Source organism: Terrisporobacter sp., from assembly GCF_017888745.1.
GTDB lineage: Bacteria > Bacillota > Clostridia > Peptostreptococcales > Peptostreptococcaceae > Terrisporobacter.
On record NZ_JAGHFM010000194.1, the window covers coordinates 1 to 17061 of the forward strand.

Genomic DNA, 17061 nt, shown 5'->3' on the forward strand with positions numbered 1-17061 from the left:
ACATTTCTCAGGATAAATATATATTACTTCCCATTCATTATCTTCATTCTTTTTATAATCAGCTATTTTTTTGTCTACACCATTAGTTAATTCATAAAAAAGCACATAGTATTCTTTATCATTCTTATCTTTGTAATATGCTCTTTTCTCATATCCTTCTTCATTTACTATTACATCACCTTTTACTAAAGAGCACCAATTACCATATTCTACTTCAACAAAAGATCTTGCATCGTATGCCCAGCCATGATAAGGTGCACATAGATAATTTTCCGGTGAGTAATTCATTTTTACAATTTTATATTTTTCTCCTTCTTTTCTTAAATATATATTTCCATAATAATATGAAAACATTCCTTTATCTAATGTGGAACCTTCTATTACTTCTAATTCTACGAAGTATTTTAATAAATCTGGATTCTTTTCATCAGAAGGTACATTATTAACCTTAATTAAATTAATATGTAAAATATTTTCAAATGAATTTAAAAAGTTCTCATATGATATTTTTTTCTTTAATGAATCAGATAAAAAATTATAAGCAACTGGATAAGGTTTTTTTTCATCTCCTATAGTTCCACATCCTGTCTCATTATCTCCAATTGGATTTGAAGCTTCTCTTAATACACTAAAATAATTAACTACAGTGTCTTTACCAGATCTAAAAGTATGATTTGGCAAATTCATCTTATATGGGCTTTTATCGTAAAATTCTTTTAAGCTATTTACATTTTCATTATTTAATATTGTCATATTAGACGGTCTAAAGAACCTTTCCAAATCATAGTCTGAATTAATACTATCTACTAATTGTAAATTCTCATCTATACTATTTTCTAATACATAATTACCACCCATAATAAATTGTTTTGTATTATCCATAGCATATATATTTATAGTAGACGATAATATCATTATTAAACTTAGAAATATATATGGTATCTTTTTCATATTAGCCTCCTTATTTATGAAATACATCGTTTACTTATATCTTTTACAATTTTTTCTAAAATACACTAAAAATGTTCATAAATATGTTATTTTTCTTCATAACCCGTACTCATTAATAGATGACTTTTACATTTTAATCTTCTACAATTATTAACATAAGACTTTATATATGAGGGGATGAAATTATGAAAAAAACAGATGAAAGAGATACTATGTTTGCAAGAGCCAATTACCAACCAGGAAGTGACGCTTATAAAGATTATTATTCAAAAAATCCAGAAAGAAAACAAATAGATGATAGTTTTAGAAATAGAACACAACTTTGTGGTGAAGATTCCATGACTTATAATAAATTAAATTCTCCTATTGCTGAATGTGCTTTTAATTTTTTAGGAGATATTAGAAATCTATGTGAGGGGCATATTTCCAAAGAAAAAGTTGAAGCAAATCCTGAAATTTTTTCTAAAAAAATAAAAGGTATTGCAAAACAATATGGAGCATCAGTTGTCGGTATAACAAAATTAAAAAATGAACATATCTATAGTCACAGAGGAAGGCATGAAGAAAACTATGGTGAAGAAATCAATCTCAATCATGAATATGCTATAGTTTTTGGGTGTGAAATGAATAAAGATATGATTAATAGATCTCCTATGATTGCAGAGGTTATTGAAACTTCTAAGTGCTATGTAGACGCTGCAATTATAGGCATGATAATTTCATATTATATTAGAAGTTTAGGATATGATGCTAGAAATCATATGGATGGTAATTATCTTGTAATACCAACCCTTATAGCTAAAGATGCAGGTCTTGGACAAATAGGAAGAAATGCAATTTTAACAAATAAAGATTTTGGCTCAAGATTAAGATTAGGGGTAGTAACTACCACTCTTTCATTATCAGAAGATGATGAGATAGATTTTGGACTTGACGACTTTTGTAAAGTTTGTAAAAAATGTGCTCTATATTGTCCTAGTCAATCTTTATCTAGAGAAGGAAAATTAGGATTTAATAATAAATATAATTGGACTGTTAATGTAGAAACTTGTTATGAGAAATGGAGATACTTAGGTACTGACTGCGGTATGTGTATTTCTGTATGTCCTTTTAGTCAGAATCTTGAGAGTATAAAAAATTGTGACTCATTCAAGAAAAATGGCAATGCTATCCAAAAAGCTCTTAATGAATATAAAAATAAATTTGGAAGCAGGGTTTTCATTCCCGGAAATCCACCTTGGCTAAGATAAATAAATTATTTACATATCAAGAGATTATAAATCATATGTTTTATTAATAATTTATAATCTCTTAATTATTCTATTGACTAATATAAAACCATTTATTGCATGAAGTATAAGCCTTACAATAACTTACACAAAACTAAACTTTTATTTAATCTTAACTTTGAAAACTGACCCTTCTCATAGTTACATGAATAAATTTAAATACTAGTAATCCCACAAATAGATTTATTATAACAGCAGGTACAACAACTGCCATGAATAACATTGAAAAATCCCCTGGTAAACCAACTAATATTTGAGCAGATGTTAAAAAAGTAAATCCACTTATTACAGTACCTAAACTTAATATTAAGCATGATAAAATTAAATCTTGAGTTTTTTCTTGCAATTTACTTATAAATGGTACTTTATATATTAGCATCATAATTACATAAGTTATATTTGTAGTTATAAGTTTATCTAAAACATTAGGTATTTGTCCTCCAGGAAAAGTTGTTGTCATTCCTGAGAAAATTCCAGCTACTACCCCTGCAATTAAACAACTCTTATAATCACCTTTATTTATAATAAAAATTGTAAATAACATTATTAAAGTCATATCTGGTTTTATTCCAAATATAGCAGGCTCGATTTGATGTAAGACTAAACCTATTCCTAAAAGTACAGCATTTAAAACTAATTTTTTTGTATTCATTTTCATATTTAATTCCTCCAATATTTCTGATAATTTTAAATAAATTAATCCTTTTTTAAGTTCTTTTAGCACTTCAGTTCAAACCAAAATTCTCACCTACCTTTTCTTAAAATTAAAAAACTCCGTCCTATTATAATAATAGGACGGAGTATATTCCGCGTTGCCACCTAAATTGTGTATAATAAATACACCTCTCACTATTGGTACTAACATACCTCATTTGCTGTAACGTGCAACCCACGGTAAAGTCTACTATCAAATGATTGATTTCGATTTACTCCTCAAAGGCCCATTCATCAAATTTCTTCTTGTCAAGATTCCACCATCCTCGACTCTCTGTATTGAACCTAAATTTGATTACTATCCCTTTTCAAAGGATTTAATTTATTATTAATATAATAATATGCATTTATACCAACATTGTCAATACTATTTTTTAAATTTTCTAAATAGTCTATATTTATATTATTTTAAATGGATTTAAATTTACTTCACTTTTTATAACTTCTACATCTTCTAATTCATCTAAAAATCTTTTCATCACATCTTTAAAAATATCTTCTGTATCAAAATGACCGCAATCAATTATACACATATCCATATCTAACGCATCTTGAGCTTCATGATATTTAACATCTCCTGTAATTATAACATCACAATTTTTAGATTTAGCTAAACTAATCATATCTGAACCAGCACCAGTTACTACAGCAACTTTTTTTATTTTTGTGTATAATTCCCCTACAACTCTTATATGATCCATATTTAATTTTAATTTTATTTCTTCACATAAATCTTGTAAGCTAATTTTATCATTCAATGATGCATATCTTCCTAAACCAACTGATTCACCCTTATTTTCTAATTTATATACATCATATGCTACTTCTTCATAAGGGTGAACTTTTAACATCTTATCTATACTCTTTTGTAAAAGTTTCGATGGAACAATAGTCTCAATCTTTACTTCTTTTACATTCTCTATCTCTCCTACAGTACCTATAAACGGATTTGTATCATCTTCAGGTTTAAATGTTCCAATCCCTTGAGTATTAAAAGTACAATGACTATAATTACCTATATAGCCAGCTCCAGCTTCTCCTAAAGCTTCTCTGACTATAAGTTCATGAGATATAGGTACATAGACCGCTATTTTATATAAAGTGTCACTATAAGTTACATCTAATATTTTAGTATTTTCAAATCCCATTATTTCCATAAAATAATCATTTAATCCATCAACAGCTATATCAAAATTTGTATGCATAGAATAAAGTGCTATATCATTTTTAATTAGTTTATGTATAAGTCTACCTTTTAAATCTTTTGTATTTATTTTATTTATTTTTTTAAATATGAAAGGATGATGAGTAACTATTAAGTCTATTTTATTTTCTATAGCCTCTTCTATTATACTTTCATTGGCTTCTAAGGTCACTAAAACCTTCTTTATATCATTATCAAAATCTCCTACAATTAAACCTACATTATCCCAGCTATAAGCTAAATTTAATGGATATTTATTTTCGATTTTTTTAATCAAACTATTTAACTTCATATTTTCAACCCCTTATTAAATTAAATTTTTTAATTTTTCTATTCTTTCATTGGCTGAATTTCTTCTTGATAAAATTGCATCTGATTTTTTATTTCCAAGCTTTTCAATTATATTATTATATTTTTTAATTTTATTATCTATAAATTCACTTAAAAGTTCATCTTTATTTTCTAATAATTTTTTACCTATTTCATAGTATACATCATCTTCTACATCTGTATTTTTACCAGTATATTTAGCCACTATAATTTCATATAATCTAAAATCTTCTTTTTCCAAATGTTCGTCTAATATCTCATATCCATTATTAAGTAAATATTTTCTTAGTTCTTCTTGCGCTTGCATTGGTTGTAGTATTAATTTTTCAGCTTCATGAGCTACCTCTTTATTTGCTTCTAATAGCTCACCTATTAATATTCCACCCATGCCTGCAATTATAATTTCATCAACTTCTCCCTTTTTTAATACCTCTATACCAGAACCTAACCTTAAATCTACTTTATCATCTAATTTATTTCTTTTAACTTCTTTTCTAGCATTTTCTAATGGTCCTTTATTTATGTCTGCTAATATTGCAAAATTTATTATATTTTTATTTAAAAGATATACTGGAATATAACCATGATCTGTACCTATGTCAGCTAATCTTTTATTTGAAGTAACAAGAGAAGCTATTTTTAATAATCTATTAGTTAATTTCAATTTTTTTCGTCCTTTCACTTTTTTATTATTATGTGTATTAATATTAATTCTAATTAATAATTTATTCATTAGATTTTTTATGTATATATGTTATGTTCATAAAATAACAATAAGCTTCTTATAACGAAAAATTCGCCAAAGCCTGGCGAATTTTTCGTTATCTATATTAATCTAAGTAATCTCTAAGTTTTTTAGATCTGCTTGGATGTCTTAATTTTCTTAAAGCCTTAGCTTCTATTTGTCTTATTCTTTCACGAGTAACATCAAACTCTTTACCAACTTCTTCAAGAGTTCTTGCTCTACCATCCTCAAGACCAAATCTTAATTTTAGTACTTTTTGCTCTCTTTCATTTAACGAACCAAGAACTTCTTCTATTTGATCTTTTAATAATGAATATGCTGCTGCTTCTGCTGGTGCTAGCGCATCTTCATCTGGTATAAAATCACCTAAATGACTGTCTTCTTCTTCTCCTATAGGAGTTTCTAAAGATACTGGATCTTGAGCAATTTTCATAATTTCTCTAACTTTTTCTTCAGACATTTCCATTTCTTTAGCTATTTCTTCTGGTTTAGGATCTCTTCCTAATTCTTGTAATAACTGTCTAGATACTCTTATTAATTTATTTATAGTTTCAACCATGTGCACTGGAATTCTTATTGTTCTTGCTTGGTCAGCTATAGCACGAGTTATTGCTTGTCTTATCCACCAAGTTGCATAAGTTGAAAATTTAAATCCTCTTTCATAGTCGAACTTCTCAACGGCTTTTATAAGACCTAAATTACCTTCTTGTATAAGATCTAAGAATAACATTCCTCTACCTACATATCTTTTTGCAATACTTACAACAAGTCTTAAGTTGGCTTCTACAAGTCTTTGTTTTGCGATTTCGTCGCCTTCTAACATTCTTTTTGCTAATTCTACTTCTTCATGAGGTTTAAGTAAAGGTATTTTACCTATTTCCTTTAAATACATTCTAACTGGATCATCTATACTTATTCCTTTTGGTAAAGATAGGTCTAGTTTATCCATTTCAATATCTTCTTCTTTTTTTATGCTTTCATCAATATCATCATCTAAATTTTCAATATCTAATGTTAAGTCATCATCTTCTACAGAAAAATCAATTGCTACTTTTTCACTTTTAGTTTCTAATACTTCTATTCCAAGATTACCTAATGTTTCATAAAGATTTTCAACCTTATCTTTATCTAACTCTGTATCTGAAAAGGCTCCCATTATTTCATCTAATGTAAGAGATCCTTGTTTTTTACCTTTTTCAATAAGATTCCTTGCTGCTAACCTTTTAGATTCTTTATTATTTGCCACACTCAAACCTCCTTCCTTATTCTATAAGCTTTTTAAGCTCTTTTGTCTATCTAATATTTTTAAAGTAATATTCATAATTTCTAATTCTACCTCTTTCACACTATCTTTATCTATGGCATTGTTCTTTAAACTTAATTCTAATTGTTTTTGTTGTTTAAGTAACTCATTAACTTCTTTGTGTAGTTTATTTCTTTTTACACTTTTGATTATTTCATCAACATTTTTAGAATTATAGGTATTTATATTGTTTATTGATATATTATCCAAATCATTTAAATATTCCTGAGAAATATTTAAATCTTTAATTTTGTCAATAGTTATTTTGTCCAATTCTTTATTTTTAATTATCAGATTAAAAATTTCCTTACTATCATTTATTAGAAAATCTTCTTCACTAATCTTCAATAATGATATTTGTCTAAGTTCTTTATTATCTAATAATAATTTGATAAATGTCTCTTCTACAAATTTTTCACCATTTTCAATATTTTTAATCTTTTCTATAGGTTTTTGTTCAAATTTAGAAAACTTTTTATAATTTTTTATTTTATTGTTATAATTCTTTCCATAAACTTCTTCTTTCATTGCGTCAAAACCAATATTATATTCTTTACTTACATACTTAATATAATAATCTTTTTCAACAGGACTAGATAAGCTCTTAATAATTAATGCTGCTTCTTTAGCAAATTTTATTAAATTTTCATCTTTATTAAAATCAAATTTTTTCTTTAATATGTTTATTTGAAATTGAATATGAGAAATTGCTTCATCAATTGCTTTTAAAAAACCTTCTTTTTTATACTTTTTAATGAAATCATCCGGATCTTTACAATCTTTTAAATTTAAAATTTTTATATTTATATTTTGATTCTTTAGAATTTCTATAGCTCGAAGAGTTGCTTTTATCCCTGCATCATCTGAATCATATGAAATTATAGCGGTTGAAGCATATCTTTTAATTAATCTACCTTGATCATTTGTTAATGCTGTACCAAGTGTAGCTACTACATTTTCAATCCCATGTTCATATAGAGAAATTAAATCCATATATCCTTCTACTAATATTAAAGAATCATTTACTATACTTTTTTTTGCATAATTCAATCCATATAAATTAAATCTTTTATTGAATAATAAAGTATCTGGTGAGTTTAAGTACTTTGGTAGGGAATCATCTAATACTCTTCCTCCAAAACCTATTACATTTCCTCTATAATCAAATATAGGAAACATTACTCTATTTCTAAATCTGTCATAATATTTATTATCATTTTCTTTATGCGTAACTAGTCCACTTAAAACTAAATCTTTTTTTTCATATCCTAATGATAGTAAATATTCCATCAAGCTATTCCATGAATATAGAGAGTATCCAAGTCCAAATTTTTTTATTATCTTATCACTTAGTCCTCTTATTTTTAAATAATCATATCCTGGATTCTTAGCTTTTATCAAATTAGCAAAATAAAATCTAGCAGCCTTCAAGTGTATATCTTGGATTATTTTAATTTTTTCCATCTTCGCTTTATCTTCTTCGCTTAGATTATTTTTAAATTCAATCCCATTTTTTTCTGCTAGTAACTTTACTGCCTCAATAAAGTCTAAATTTTCAATTTTCATAACAAAGTTTATTACATCTCCTCCTTCACCGCAACCAAAGCATTTATAAATTTGTTTACCTTGATTTACATGAAAAGAGCCTGTTTTTTCGCTATGAAAGGGACATAAACCACTAAAATTACTTCCTGATTGTTTTAAGTTTATGTACTGAGATATTACATTAACAATATCACATCTACTTTTAACTTCGTCTATTATATCTCTCATATTGTTCATATTATCACCCTTTGGTGGATTATTCGTAACATTTCTATTTTACATTATTTTATTAATTTGTCAAATACTATTATACATAATTCGACTTTTTTTGTTAATACCCTTCTTTTTTATTATATTTTCTTGTTTTATTTTGACAAAAAACAACCTTAATTTAATATTAGTTCTCTTTAGTACAAAAAACAATAATAATATAACCTTAATTTAATATTAATTATCCTGATTAATTTAAATATACATATAAATTTAAATTTTTATACATAATTTTATTAAATTTTTCTTATATATTAAATTATATATCATTTCATTAAAGATTATCTATAGTATTCAAAAATAATATAAAAATATGTCATATATCGAATTGTGAAAATACCTTGTATTTTATATTTACCCAACAATTTCATAGTTACAAACCCAACACAAAAAAACAATTAATTTCAATCAATTGCTTTTCATTATTTCTAAATAAGTATTATATTAAAAACTTTATTAGATAAAAACTCTCATGAAGGTAAAATTTACTTTCATGAGAGTAATTTATTAATAAAACATATTATCAAGATATTTAAACTTTATTTATTAATTTTTCTTTCTATCTACAACGACTACCTCTAATTACACATCTACGTGATTCTTCACATCGATTTATGTCTCTTTCTCTTTCTCTTTCTTCACCTGATAAAAAGTCTCGTTCAAAGAAATCATCTTCATCACGTCTAGAATTACAACAACATCTTCTACGACATTGGTCACGTCTACATTCTGACACCCTTACAGTGAATCTGAATTCATCATTATTATTTCTTCTTCTACAACACATATTTTCATCCTTCCTAAGGATTTATATTTTAATTTTAATTTAAATCCTTAATATAATATACGTATGTAATATAAAAATGTGACAAAATTAGTCATGTTTTTTATAACAAATGAAAAATTCAATTTGTTTAAGTCACGGTGTGCTCTCTTCTCTCATATCGCCAACGGCTTTACCCGTTGATCAAAATTCACTTTACTTAAACTATTGCAAGTACACTCCACTTCATATATCTAATGGCTTTGCTCGTTGCTCAAGTAACAAAGTTGAAAGTTATATGTCACCTACATAACAGATAAAATATAATTTCCTTACAATTAAAAAAGGAGCTAACTGCTCCTTTTTAATACTTGTATTTGATTATTCTAGTATTTATTTCTGTGTTATAGTAGTTTTTATTTTCTATTTTTTTCTCTTTACATTCTATTAATTCTTTTATCTTATCCACATAAACAATATCTTCACTTAATCTAATAAGACTTGTAAGATAATACAAATCCGTACTTCTTGGTATTTTTCTTTTTATAACTAAGTCTATGGCTGTTTTAGCACTTCTAAAACATTTTAAATGTGTATGACCTTTTTTAAAGTCCTTTTTAGTGTTGTATGCTACATAGCCATTTTTCACTTGGAAAATGATAAATTCTTTTTTTTCATATATTTTATTATACATTTAACCAAATCCTTTTAGTTATTCTTATACCATCTTATTAAATTTTAATTTTACTTATTTATTAATTCTGATACTGTTACAAATTTATATCCTTTTTTAATCATAGTAGGTATAATAATATCTAAAGCTTTAACTGTATTTTTTGTACCATAATCATGAAGTAAAATTATATCTCCATTTTGAACATTATTTGTTATCGTATCAGATATTTGTGCTACCGGTGGATTTCTCCAATCTTTTGCATCTATTGTAGTCCAAAGTATTATCTTATATCCACATTCTTTAGCTATTTGACCTAATTTATCTTGTGTATAACTTCCATATGGAGGTCTGAATAAAGTAGGTTTTTTACCAGTTAATTTTACGAGTGTATCTTCACAGTCTTTTATCTCCTTTTTTATATCACCATTGCTTAAATTAGTAATATCAGGATGATTAAATGTATGGTTACCTATTTCATGACCTTCTTTAGCTGCTCTTATAAGTGATTCACTATACCAATTAGCATGTTTTCCAACTACAAAAAAAGTACCCTTAATATTATATTTATCTAATATATCTAAAACTTCATTAGTTTCTTTTGGATGAGGACCATCATCAAATGTAAGTGCTATAAACTTTTCATTTCTTGATCCATTTTTTATAAATATATCATTATTTTCTTGCAGTGAATATACTATTATAAAACTATATGCTGTAAAAATCATAGTTATTATAATCATTATAACACTTTTATTTGTTTTTCTCATTATAATACTACTTCCTTTCTTTTTTAAGCAAAAAAGTTTTGTGTGTAATAAGTTTTATAATTACCTCCAAATATAACTCCTACACCGATATATTTATAATTCCCTAAAATATTTTTTCTATGTCCCTCTGAATTCATCCATCCGTTCATTGCAAAAATCCCATTAGTTTGACCTGCTGCAATGTTTTCTCCTGCCCTTGAATACTTAATTCCTTCTTTTATCATACGATCAAAAGGTGTTTCATGATTTAAATTTTTATGATTAAAGTAGTTGTTATTCCTCATATCTTCACTATGCTTCTTTGCACTTATAGTTGCTTTTTCGTTATACAATAATGGTTCTAAATTATTTTTATACCTTGTTGCATTTACTAAATCAATTATTTCTAGCATAAAACTATTTTCTATATTTTTATCTAATTCAGGATAAATAGATTCAGTTTCTTCTTCCGTTGATTTTTCAATTATTTCATAAGCCCATATTTTATTATTATTAAATTTATCATAAAATACTGTAATATATTTATTGTTTATGTATATAATGTCATACTCATTATTAGATGATATTTCATACCTTATATTTTTTTATCTTTGTATTTTAAAATTTCAAAGTTATTTCTAATATAATTTATATCTTTCTCTATATCAATACCTTCATTTTCACAGGAATTAATATTATTAGTAAATAGTGCTACTACTTTATTATCTTCTATTCCTATCATAAAGAATTTTTCTTTATAATTATTATATATATACCATTTAAAATTACATTCACTATTATCTATTCTAGATGGTTCATTTAATTTATTTATAACAGATTCTTTTGTATCTCCTATTTTTATTTTTTTAAAATTTTCACTTAAATCTGCTTTTAGATTATTAAGTCTATTATTATCTCCTATATCTTTTTCAATTTTAAATTTTTGATTCTTATTTATATTTTCTAGAGAAAATTTTATAGTATCAAAATATCCAGTTTTGTAAAAAAATAATAATGATAAAAGTATAAAAAATAAAATTAGTTTTTTCAAAATCTCACCTCTTATTTAGAGTTATTGTTATATAAAAAATTTTGCTTGGCTCATATCTCCACCAACTTCGTCCGTTGATAAAAATTCACCTTGATTAAGTAACAAAGTCGAAAATTGTATATTATCTATACAACAGATAGCATATAATTTCCTTACAATAAAAAAAGCTTTATCTAAGATAAAGCTATAATTTAATTGAAAATAATTCTTCCAGACTTCTACCAAATACTGAAGGTTTATCGAATTTCCAGGTTCCATCATATATTAATTCTCCATCTAAATAAAATGTACCTTTGCCATGTTTCTTACCATGCATAAATTCTCCTATATATTTCTTACCTTCATTCCAAATATAAGTTCCTTTTCCATGTATTAAATTGTTTTTCCATTCACCCTCATAGATGAGATTTCCAGCACTATCAAAACAAACACCTATACCTTCCATCTTTCCACTATTAAAAGAACCACTATACCTCGTCCCATCACTCCATGTAAAGGAACCTTCTCCTTGTTTTTTACCATTTTCCCAGTAACCTATATATTCATCTCCACTTTTATAAGTCATTTGACCAAATCCATGCATAAGATCATCTTTGAAATTTCCTATATATAAGTTCCCATTTTCGAAAATACATTGTCCAATTCCATCTCTTAAATTATTTTTAAATTCTCCTAAATACTCCATGATAACTTTCTCATCATCATACATAATATAATATCCATTACCATTTAACTCATTGTTTTCTATCTTTCCTATATATTTATCTCCATTAGAGAAATTATATATTTTATTTGTTTTAGAAGAGTATTTTTCTTCTTCAGTTAATTCTTCTTTTTCTAAAAGATTAATTTCTTCTTCATTGGCAATTATTTGTTTTTTTTCTACTTTTCTTTTCATAGACTCAATTGATTTTATATTTTTTTTAAATTGATTAAGTTCTCTTAAATATTCTTTATATATATTAACAAAATCCTTTGATATACTCATATTCATCCCCCGTCATTTTTATGGATATTTCCTTACTATATTATAAAATAATGAAATATTTTTTTCTACTAATAACTAATTTATTTTTATAAAACTTCAAATTACATAAAAATTTTATTTCACTTTATTAGTACTTTTATAGAAAATAATATTATGTAAAAACTATATAAATTTACATATAAAAAAGTGAGGGATAAAACCTCACTTTTTATAAGAATTTTTCTTTAAATCCTCTTCCTTTTACTTCATTTACTTCATTTACAGAAATAAATGCTCTTTTATCATATTTTAAGGCTATTTCTTTTATTTTCGGTATTTCTCTTGATAATACTACACAGTAAATAACTTTTTTCTTAGTATGTGTATAACCACCTTCAGCCTGAAGGAAAGTAACTCCTCTGACTAATCCTTCCATTATTTCTCCTGCTATCTCTTCTGCGCTATCAGAAAACACCATAACAGCTTTCTCATCATTTAAAGCATCTTTAATATAACTCATAACTTGAGCATTTATAAACATAGAAATTAGCGTATAAAGTGCTAAATTCATTCCAAATAACGCTCCACTTACTGAAACTATGGCAATATTAAGAGCTAAACTAGTATTTTTTATAGGAATATTTTTTTTAATTTTTAAAATTGTTCCTATAATATCTGTTCCTCCTAGAGATGACTTTGTTCTAAAAACTAAACCGTTCCCAACACCACATAAAATTCCACCATAAACACTTTGAAGTAAAATATCATCAACAGGAATAAGAGTTCCAACATTTTGTGTAACTCCAAGTATAAATGAAAATAAAATCATATTAATAAGACTTGTAATCAAAAAGTCTCTTTCTAGGAATACAAATCCTAATATAAATATAGGGATATTTATAAGAAGTGTAATTAAACCCACATTAATGTCTGTCACATAATTTATAGCTGTCGATAAACCTGCTACTCCTCCACTTAATAAATGTGCCTGTCTTAAAAATCCATTTACACCTATTGCTTGAATTATAATTCCTATGGTTATAAGTGTATACCTTACATAAATATTGTCATGCTCCATAGTGTTAACCTTACTCATTACTTTCTCCTCCAAAAATAAAACGATAATTTATAATTATCTTTATTACTCATTAATATAATACCATATTTTTATCTACAAGTGCATGATTTATGTCGATAAATCTTACTAAAGCAATTTTGCATTCATTTATCTAATAATTTTTGAAATTATATTATCATATCTTGCATTTTTATTCTATATTTAATATAGAATACATTTTCCTTCTATTATTTTGAATTAGTCATTAAAAATCATTCAATTTTATAAAAACAATTAATTTTACTTTTATTGATTATTTAATTTATTATAAAATTACCTAATTTATCAATATAATTATTTACATCTTCAGTAATTTGAGCATAGCCATCAAAAAAATCTGATACAGATTTATAAATTGGCTCTATAACTATGTCTCCTTTTTTATTTATGAATCCCCATTTTCCTTCACAAAATTTTCTTTTTTTTATATTTACTCTAGCTAAGTTTTCATTAAATTGGCAGGCATAATCAAATTGAGGTTCTATAACAATATTCCCTTCTTTATCTATATAACCCCATTTATCATTAATGCATATAGGAGCCACGCTTTCTTTAAAACTTCTTGCACGATCAAATTTATAATCTATTACTAATTTTCCATTAGTATCAATAAATCCCCATTTATTATCTTTTCTGACACTTGCTAAATTTTGAGAGAAATCAGAAGCCATAATAAATTCTCCATCGATTACAATTTTTCCATTTTTGTTAATATATGCATATCTGTTTTTCATTTCTACTAAAGCCCTATCGTTACAAAAACTATTTGCATAAGAATACTTAGGTTCTATTACAATCTTTCCATGTTTATCTATAAATCCCCATTTTTTATTTAACCTTACCCCACATAGCCCTTCATTAAAATGCAATGCAGCATTATATTTAGGCCTTATTTCTTCATTTAAATCATTATTAAAAAAACCATACTTTCCTTTAATTCTTACCTTGGATAAACCTTCATGAAACTCATTAGCGCTTTCTAAATGCAAAAAGTAATTAGTATCCCCATACTGATTCATATATCCAAAAATCCACTTTGTATTATTTCTAATTTTTTTTATATAAGTTACTACACAATAACCTTCTTTAAATCTATTCGACACATAGCTAAATCTAGGTTTTATGGCAATATTGTAATTACTATCAATAAATCCATATTTACCATCCCTTAGTATTGGTAAAATTAACTTACTTTTACCCATTGTCTTCCTCCTATAAATAGTAATCTTTCTATAAATCTATTATTTATATGAAGGTTTTAGAATACAAAAAGCATATATAAAAAACCATATATAATTTTCATTATATATGGTTTAATTACTATTTCTTTAATATTTTCTGAACTTCTTCTGATTTAATATAACTACTATCTGGATCCTCATATTTTAATGAATAAAAAGTGTCTTTAGCTTTTTGTAATTCATTATTATTATAATAAATCATGGCCATTTTATAATATGAGTCATCAAAATACTGAGAAGACCTATTATAAGTATATACATATTTTTTATAGTAAGATATTGCATCATCATATTTATTCAAACTTTCATAACATAAGGCGGTTTGATAAATTGCAGATGATTTAAATTTACTTGAAGTAGAATTACTTATAGTCAATTTAAAATATTTGATAGCTTTTTCATAATCTTTACTATTTTTATATTCTATAGCTTTCATAAATAAAGCTTCTTCACCTTGTTTTATAAGTTCTTCATCCTCAGCTTTTTCTTTAACTTCATCTAACTCAGAATTTGTTTTATTTAACTCTTCTTCTTTTTTGTTTAGTTCTTCTTCTTTTAAACTTATTGATTCTTGTTTTTTGTCAAGCTCGGCATTTAAAGTTTCTAATTGTTTTTTATTGTAAATAGTATATACGCCTACTACTATAAGTAATATAACAACCATTACATAGGCTATATTTTTCTTTTTACTAAGTATTTTTTTGTTTTCTTCAAGTTTTTCTATTTGTCTGTTTTCTTTTTTTTCATTTGCAATTTCCAACTGCTCTTCATTTATATGATCATGATCTTTATCAAACAAATGATTATCTGCATCTACAAATCTTAATCTACCAAGTAATTCTTCTTTTTCTTCAATTTTACCCATTTTTTCATATAATAATATTAATATCACATATGGCTCTATTAGTTCAGGGTCCTCTAATATAAGAGAGTCAAAAATCTCCATTGATTCTTCATTTAATTCTTCATTTATAAACCTTATAGAATGATTGTATCTTTCTAAGAATATCTTAAAATCTTTTGAAGATAATATATTAACATACTTTCTAGAAAGTTCATTATTTCCATAACATTGCGCCGTATAAAAACTTTCAAACGCTTTTGCAAAATCACATTTAAGTAGTTTTAATAGACCTCTTAAGTTTAAAATATCTTCATCTTTAGGATTAAGTTGCAATGCTTCATCAACAAGTCTTATGGCAGTCGTTATATAGCTTTTTTGTGCTAATTCTAAAGCATTATTATATTTATTATAAGATTCTAATTTAATTTCTTTCGGCAATACATTTGTATGATCTTTTAATTCCTGTTGTAAATTTAATATAGTTTCATCTTTATAATTAGATGTAACATATGATTGTTTTAATGCTTTTAATGTTTCATTATTTTCATCTTCATCTATCTGAAAAAAAGTATAATCACTATTTTTATCTTCTATTAAATCTATGTCTAAAATTTTTTTAGTCATATTATTAATATCAATTCTAATTTTTTCTCCTAAAATTTTAATCTCCTCCCTTATTTTAATATATTCTAAGATATCATATTTATTCTTTTAAGTCAAAATATAATATATATGGAAATATTTTGTATAAATAAAAAAGGTCTAGACAATCTAGGCCTTTTTATCTTATTTGAATTTATCTTAATTACTTTCTTCATCAGATGGAGAGTCGCTGTCTCCTGTTCCTGAATCTGGAGATTCTTCTGTATCTGGAGTAGAAGGTTCTTTATCTGGTTTTACATTATCACTACCAGATGAACTTCCACTATTACCACTGTCATTGTTTTCTGGATTCGTGTTAGAAGAACCACCATTACCTCCTTGTGGTCTATTACCTGTAGAGTTCCCTGGTCTATTCGTTGTATTATTCCCACCATTGCTACCTTGTGGTCTATTGCCTGTAGAATTTCCTGGTCTGTTTGTTGTATTATTTCCACTATTGCTTCCTTGTGGCCTATTAGTAGTTACACCACTATCAAGTGATTGATCTATATCATCTTCCTTTTTAGTTCCTATAGCGATTACTTTTTGTCTAGGTGGATAATATGAAGTAGCAACCTTTTCTCTTTTTATTTCATTTTTATTTTCATCATAGTATACCCTGTATGTTGATACTGAATAGCCTTCTCTACCCTGTTCAATAAC

17 protein-coding genes, 1 pseudogene and 1 other annotated feature are annotated in these 17061 nt (G+C 25.7%); of the genes and pseudogenes, 1 reads left to right on the top strand and 17 read right to left on the bottom strand.

Annotated elements, in window-relative coordinates; translation table 11 throughout:
- Nucleotides 1–951: hypothetical protein (locus J7G74_RS09490; protein ID WP_297134567.1), on the bottom strand; the 951-nt coding region annotated here is incomplete at its 3' end.
- A 185-nt stretch (nucleotides 952–1136) separates the two neighbouring features.
- Between J7G74_RS09490 and J7G74_RS09495 the strand changes: the two genes are divergently transcribed.
- Nucleotides 1137–2201, top strand: coding sequence for a 4Fe-4S dicluster domain-containing protein (locus J7G74_RS09495; RefSeq protein ID WP_297134570.1), 1065 nt, complete (start codon nucleotides 1137–1139; stop codon nucleotides 2199–2201).
- Nucleotides 2202–2352: 151 nt separating this feature from the next.
- Here the strand turns inward: J7G74_RS09495 and J7G74_RS09500 are convergent, their stop codons facing one another.
- From J7G74_RS09500 to J7G74_RS09570, 16 genes and pseudogenes are all read right to left on the bottom strand, one after another.
- Complete coding sequence (locus J7G74_RS09500) at nucleotides 2353–2898, bottom strand: tryptophan transporter (protein WP_297134573.1); 546 nt, start codon at nucleotides 2896–2898, stop codon at nucleotides 2353–2355.
- Between the two features lie 130 nt (nucleotides 2899–3028).
- Nucleotides 3029–3275: a binding site (T-box leader), on the bottom strand.
- Nucleotides 3276–3352: 77 nt separating this feature from the next.
- Complete coding sequence (locus tag J7G74_RS09505) at nucleotides 3353–4450, bottom strand: Nif3-like dinuclear metal center hexameric protein (RefSeq protein WP_297134576.1); 1098 nt, start codon at nucleotides 4448–4450, stop codon at nucleotides 3353–3355.
- 15 nt (nucleotides 4451–4465) lie between these two features.
- The gene (locus J7G74_RS09510) at nucleotides 4466–5152 is read right to left on the bottom strand and encodes a tRNA (adenine(22)-N(1))-methyltransferase (RefSeq protein WP_297134578.1); all 687 of its coding nucleotides are present in this window, start codon (nucleotides 5150–5152) and stop codon (nucleotides 4466–4468) included.
- 166 nt (nucleotides 5153–5318) lie between these two features.
- Complete coding sequence (gene rpoD / locus J7G74_RS09515) at nucleotides 5319–6479, bottom strand: RNA polymerase sigma factor RpoD (protein ID WP_297134580.1); 1161 nt, start codon at nucleotides 6477–6479, stop codon at nucleotides 5319–5321.
- A gap of 21 nt (nucleotides 6480–6500) precedes the next feature.
- Nucleotides 6501–8318: a DNA primase gene (dnaG, locus tag J7G74_RS09520; RefSeq protein ID WP_297134583.1), complete on the bottom strand. Its 1818-nt coding sequence runs from the start codon at nucleotides 8316–8318 to the stop codon at nucleotides 6501–6503.
- Nucleotides 8319–8910: 592 nt separating this feature from the next.
- Nucleotides 8911–9138, bottom strand: a complete 228-nt coding sequence (locus J7G74_RS09525; RefSeq protein ID WP_297134585.1) for a hypothetical protein — start codon at nucleotides 9136–9138, stop codon at nucleotides 8911–8913.
- Nucleotides 9139–9478: 340 nt separating this feature from the next.
- Complete coding sequence (locus J7G74_RS09530) at nucleotides 9479–9808, bottom strand: hypothetical protein (protein ID WP_297134587.1); 330 nt, start codon at nucleotides 9806–9808, stop codon at nucleotides 9479–9481.
- A 50-nt stretch (nucleotides 9809–9858) separates the two neighbouring features.
- Complete coding sequence (locus tag J7G74_RS09535; RefSeq protein WP_297134589.1) at nucleotides 9859–10557, bottom strand: polysaccharide deacetylase family protein; 699 nt, start codon at nucleotides 10555–10557, stop codon at nucleotides 9859–9861.
- A gap of 23 nt (nucleotides 10558–10580) precedes the next feature.
- Nucleotides 10581–10949, bottom strand: coding sequence for a CAP domain-containing protein (locus tag J7G74_RS09540; protein ID WP_297134592.1), 369 nt, complete (start codon nucleotides 10947–10949; stop codon nucleotides 10581–10583).
- A gap of 105 nt (nucleotides 10950–11054) precedes the next feature.
- A pseudogene (locus J7G74_RS16800) lies at nucleotides 11055–11135 on the bottom strand (hypothetical protein); the annotation flags it as partial.
- Nucleotides 11132–11587, bottom strand: coding sequence for a CAP-associated domain-containing protein (locus J7G74_RS09545; RefSeq protein WP_297134595.1), 456 nt, complete (start codon nucleotides 11585–11587; stop codon nucleotides 11132–11134). The gene J7G74_RS09545 and the pseudogene J7G74_RS16800, both read right to left, overlap by 4 nt.
- A 184-nt stretch (nucleotides 11588–11771) precedes the next feature.
- Nucleotides 11772–12575 carry an MORN repeat-containing protein gene (locus tag J7G74_RS09550; RefSeq protein ID WP_297134598.1) on the bottom strand — a complete coding sequence of 268 codons (804 nt, stop codon included), beginning with the start codon at nucleotides 12573–12575 and terminating at the stop codon, nucleotides 11772–11774.
- Nucleotides 12576–12783: 208 nt separating this feature from the next.
- Nucleotides 12784–13650 carry a YitT family protein gene (locus tag J7G74_RS09555; protein ID WP_297134600.1) on the bottom strand — a complete coding sequence of 289 codons (867 nt, stop codon included), beginning with the start codon at nucleotides 13648–13650 and terminating at the stop codon, nucleotides 12784–12786.
- A 278-nt stretch (nucleotides 13651–13928) separates the two neighbouring features.
- The gene (locus J7G74_RS09560; protein WP_297134603.1) at nucleotides 13929–14873 is read right to left on the bottom strand and encodes a WG repeat-containing protein; all 945 of its coding nucleotides are present in this window, start codon (nucleotides 14871–14873) and stop codon (nucleotides 13929–13931) included.
- A 118-nt stretch (nucleotides 14874–14991) separates the two neighbouring features.
- Nucleotides 14992–16380: a tetratricopeptide repeat protein gene (locus tag J7G74_RS09565; protein ID WP_297134606.1), complete on the bottom strand. Its 1389-nt coding sequence runs from the start codon at nucleotides 16378–16380 to the stop codon at nucleotides 14992–14994.
- A gap of 177 nt (nucleotides 16381–16557) precedes the next feature.
- Nucleotides 16558–17061: G5 domain-containing protein (locus J7G74_RS09570; protein ID WP_297134608.1), on the bottom strand; the 504-nt coding region annotated here is incomplete at its 5' end.

Excerpts from the sequence above, each read along its gene's own strand:
- J7G74_RS09535 (WP_297134589.1), bottom strand. The coding sequence starts at position 10,557 with ATGAGAAAAACAAATAAAAGTGTTATAATGATTATAATAACTATGATT.
- J7G74_RS09560 (WP_297134603.1), bottom strand. The coding sequence starts at position 14,873 with ATGGGTAAAAGTAAGTTAATTTTACCAATACTAAGGGATGGTAAATAT.
- J7G74_RS09500 (WP_297134573.1), bottom strand. The coding sequence starts at position 2,898 with ATGAAAATGAATACAAAAAAATTAGTTTTAAATGCTGTACTTTTAGGA.
- J7G74_RS09555 (WP_297134600.1), bottom strand. The coding sequence starts at position 13,650 with ATGAGTAAGGTTAACACTATGGAGCATGACAATATTTATGTAAGGTAT.
- J7G74_RS09505 (WP_297134576.1), bottom strand. The coding sequence starts at position 4,450 with ATGAAGTTAAATAGTTTGATTAAAAAAATCGAAAATAAATATCCATTA.
- J7G74_RS09530 (WP_297134587.1), bottom strand. The coding sequence starts at position 9,808 with ATGTATAATAAAATATATGAAAAAAAAGAATTTATCATTTTCCAAGTG.
- dnaG (WP_297134583.1), bottom strand. The coding sequence starts at position 8,318 with ATGAACAATATGAGAGATATAATAGACGAAGTTAAAAGTAGATGTGAT.
- J7G74_RS09495 (WP_297134570.1), top strand. The coding sequence starts at position 1,137 with ATGAAAAAAACAGATGAAAGAGATACTATGTTTGCAAGAGCCAATTAC.
- J7G74_RS09565 (WP_297134606.1), bottom strand. The coding sequence starts at position 16,380 with ATGACTAAAAAAATTTTAGACATAGATTTAATAGAAGATAAAAATAGT.
- J7G74_RS09550 (WP_297134598.1), bottom strand. The coding sequence starts at position 12,575 with ATGAGTATATCAAAGGATTTTGTTAATATATATAAAGAATATTTAAGA.
- J7G74_RS09540 (WP_297134592.1), bottom strand. The coding sequence starts at position 10,949 with ATGCTAGAAATAATTGATTTAGTAAATGCAACAAGGTATAAAAATAAT.
- J7G74_RS09525 (WP_297134585.1), bottom strand. The coding sequence starts at position 9,138 with ATGTGTTGTAGAAGAAGAAATAATAATGATGAATTCAGATTCACTGTA.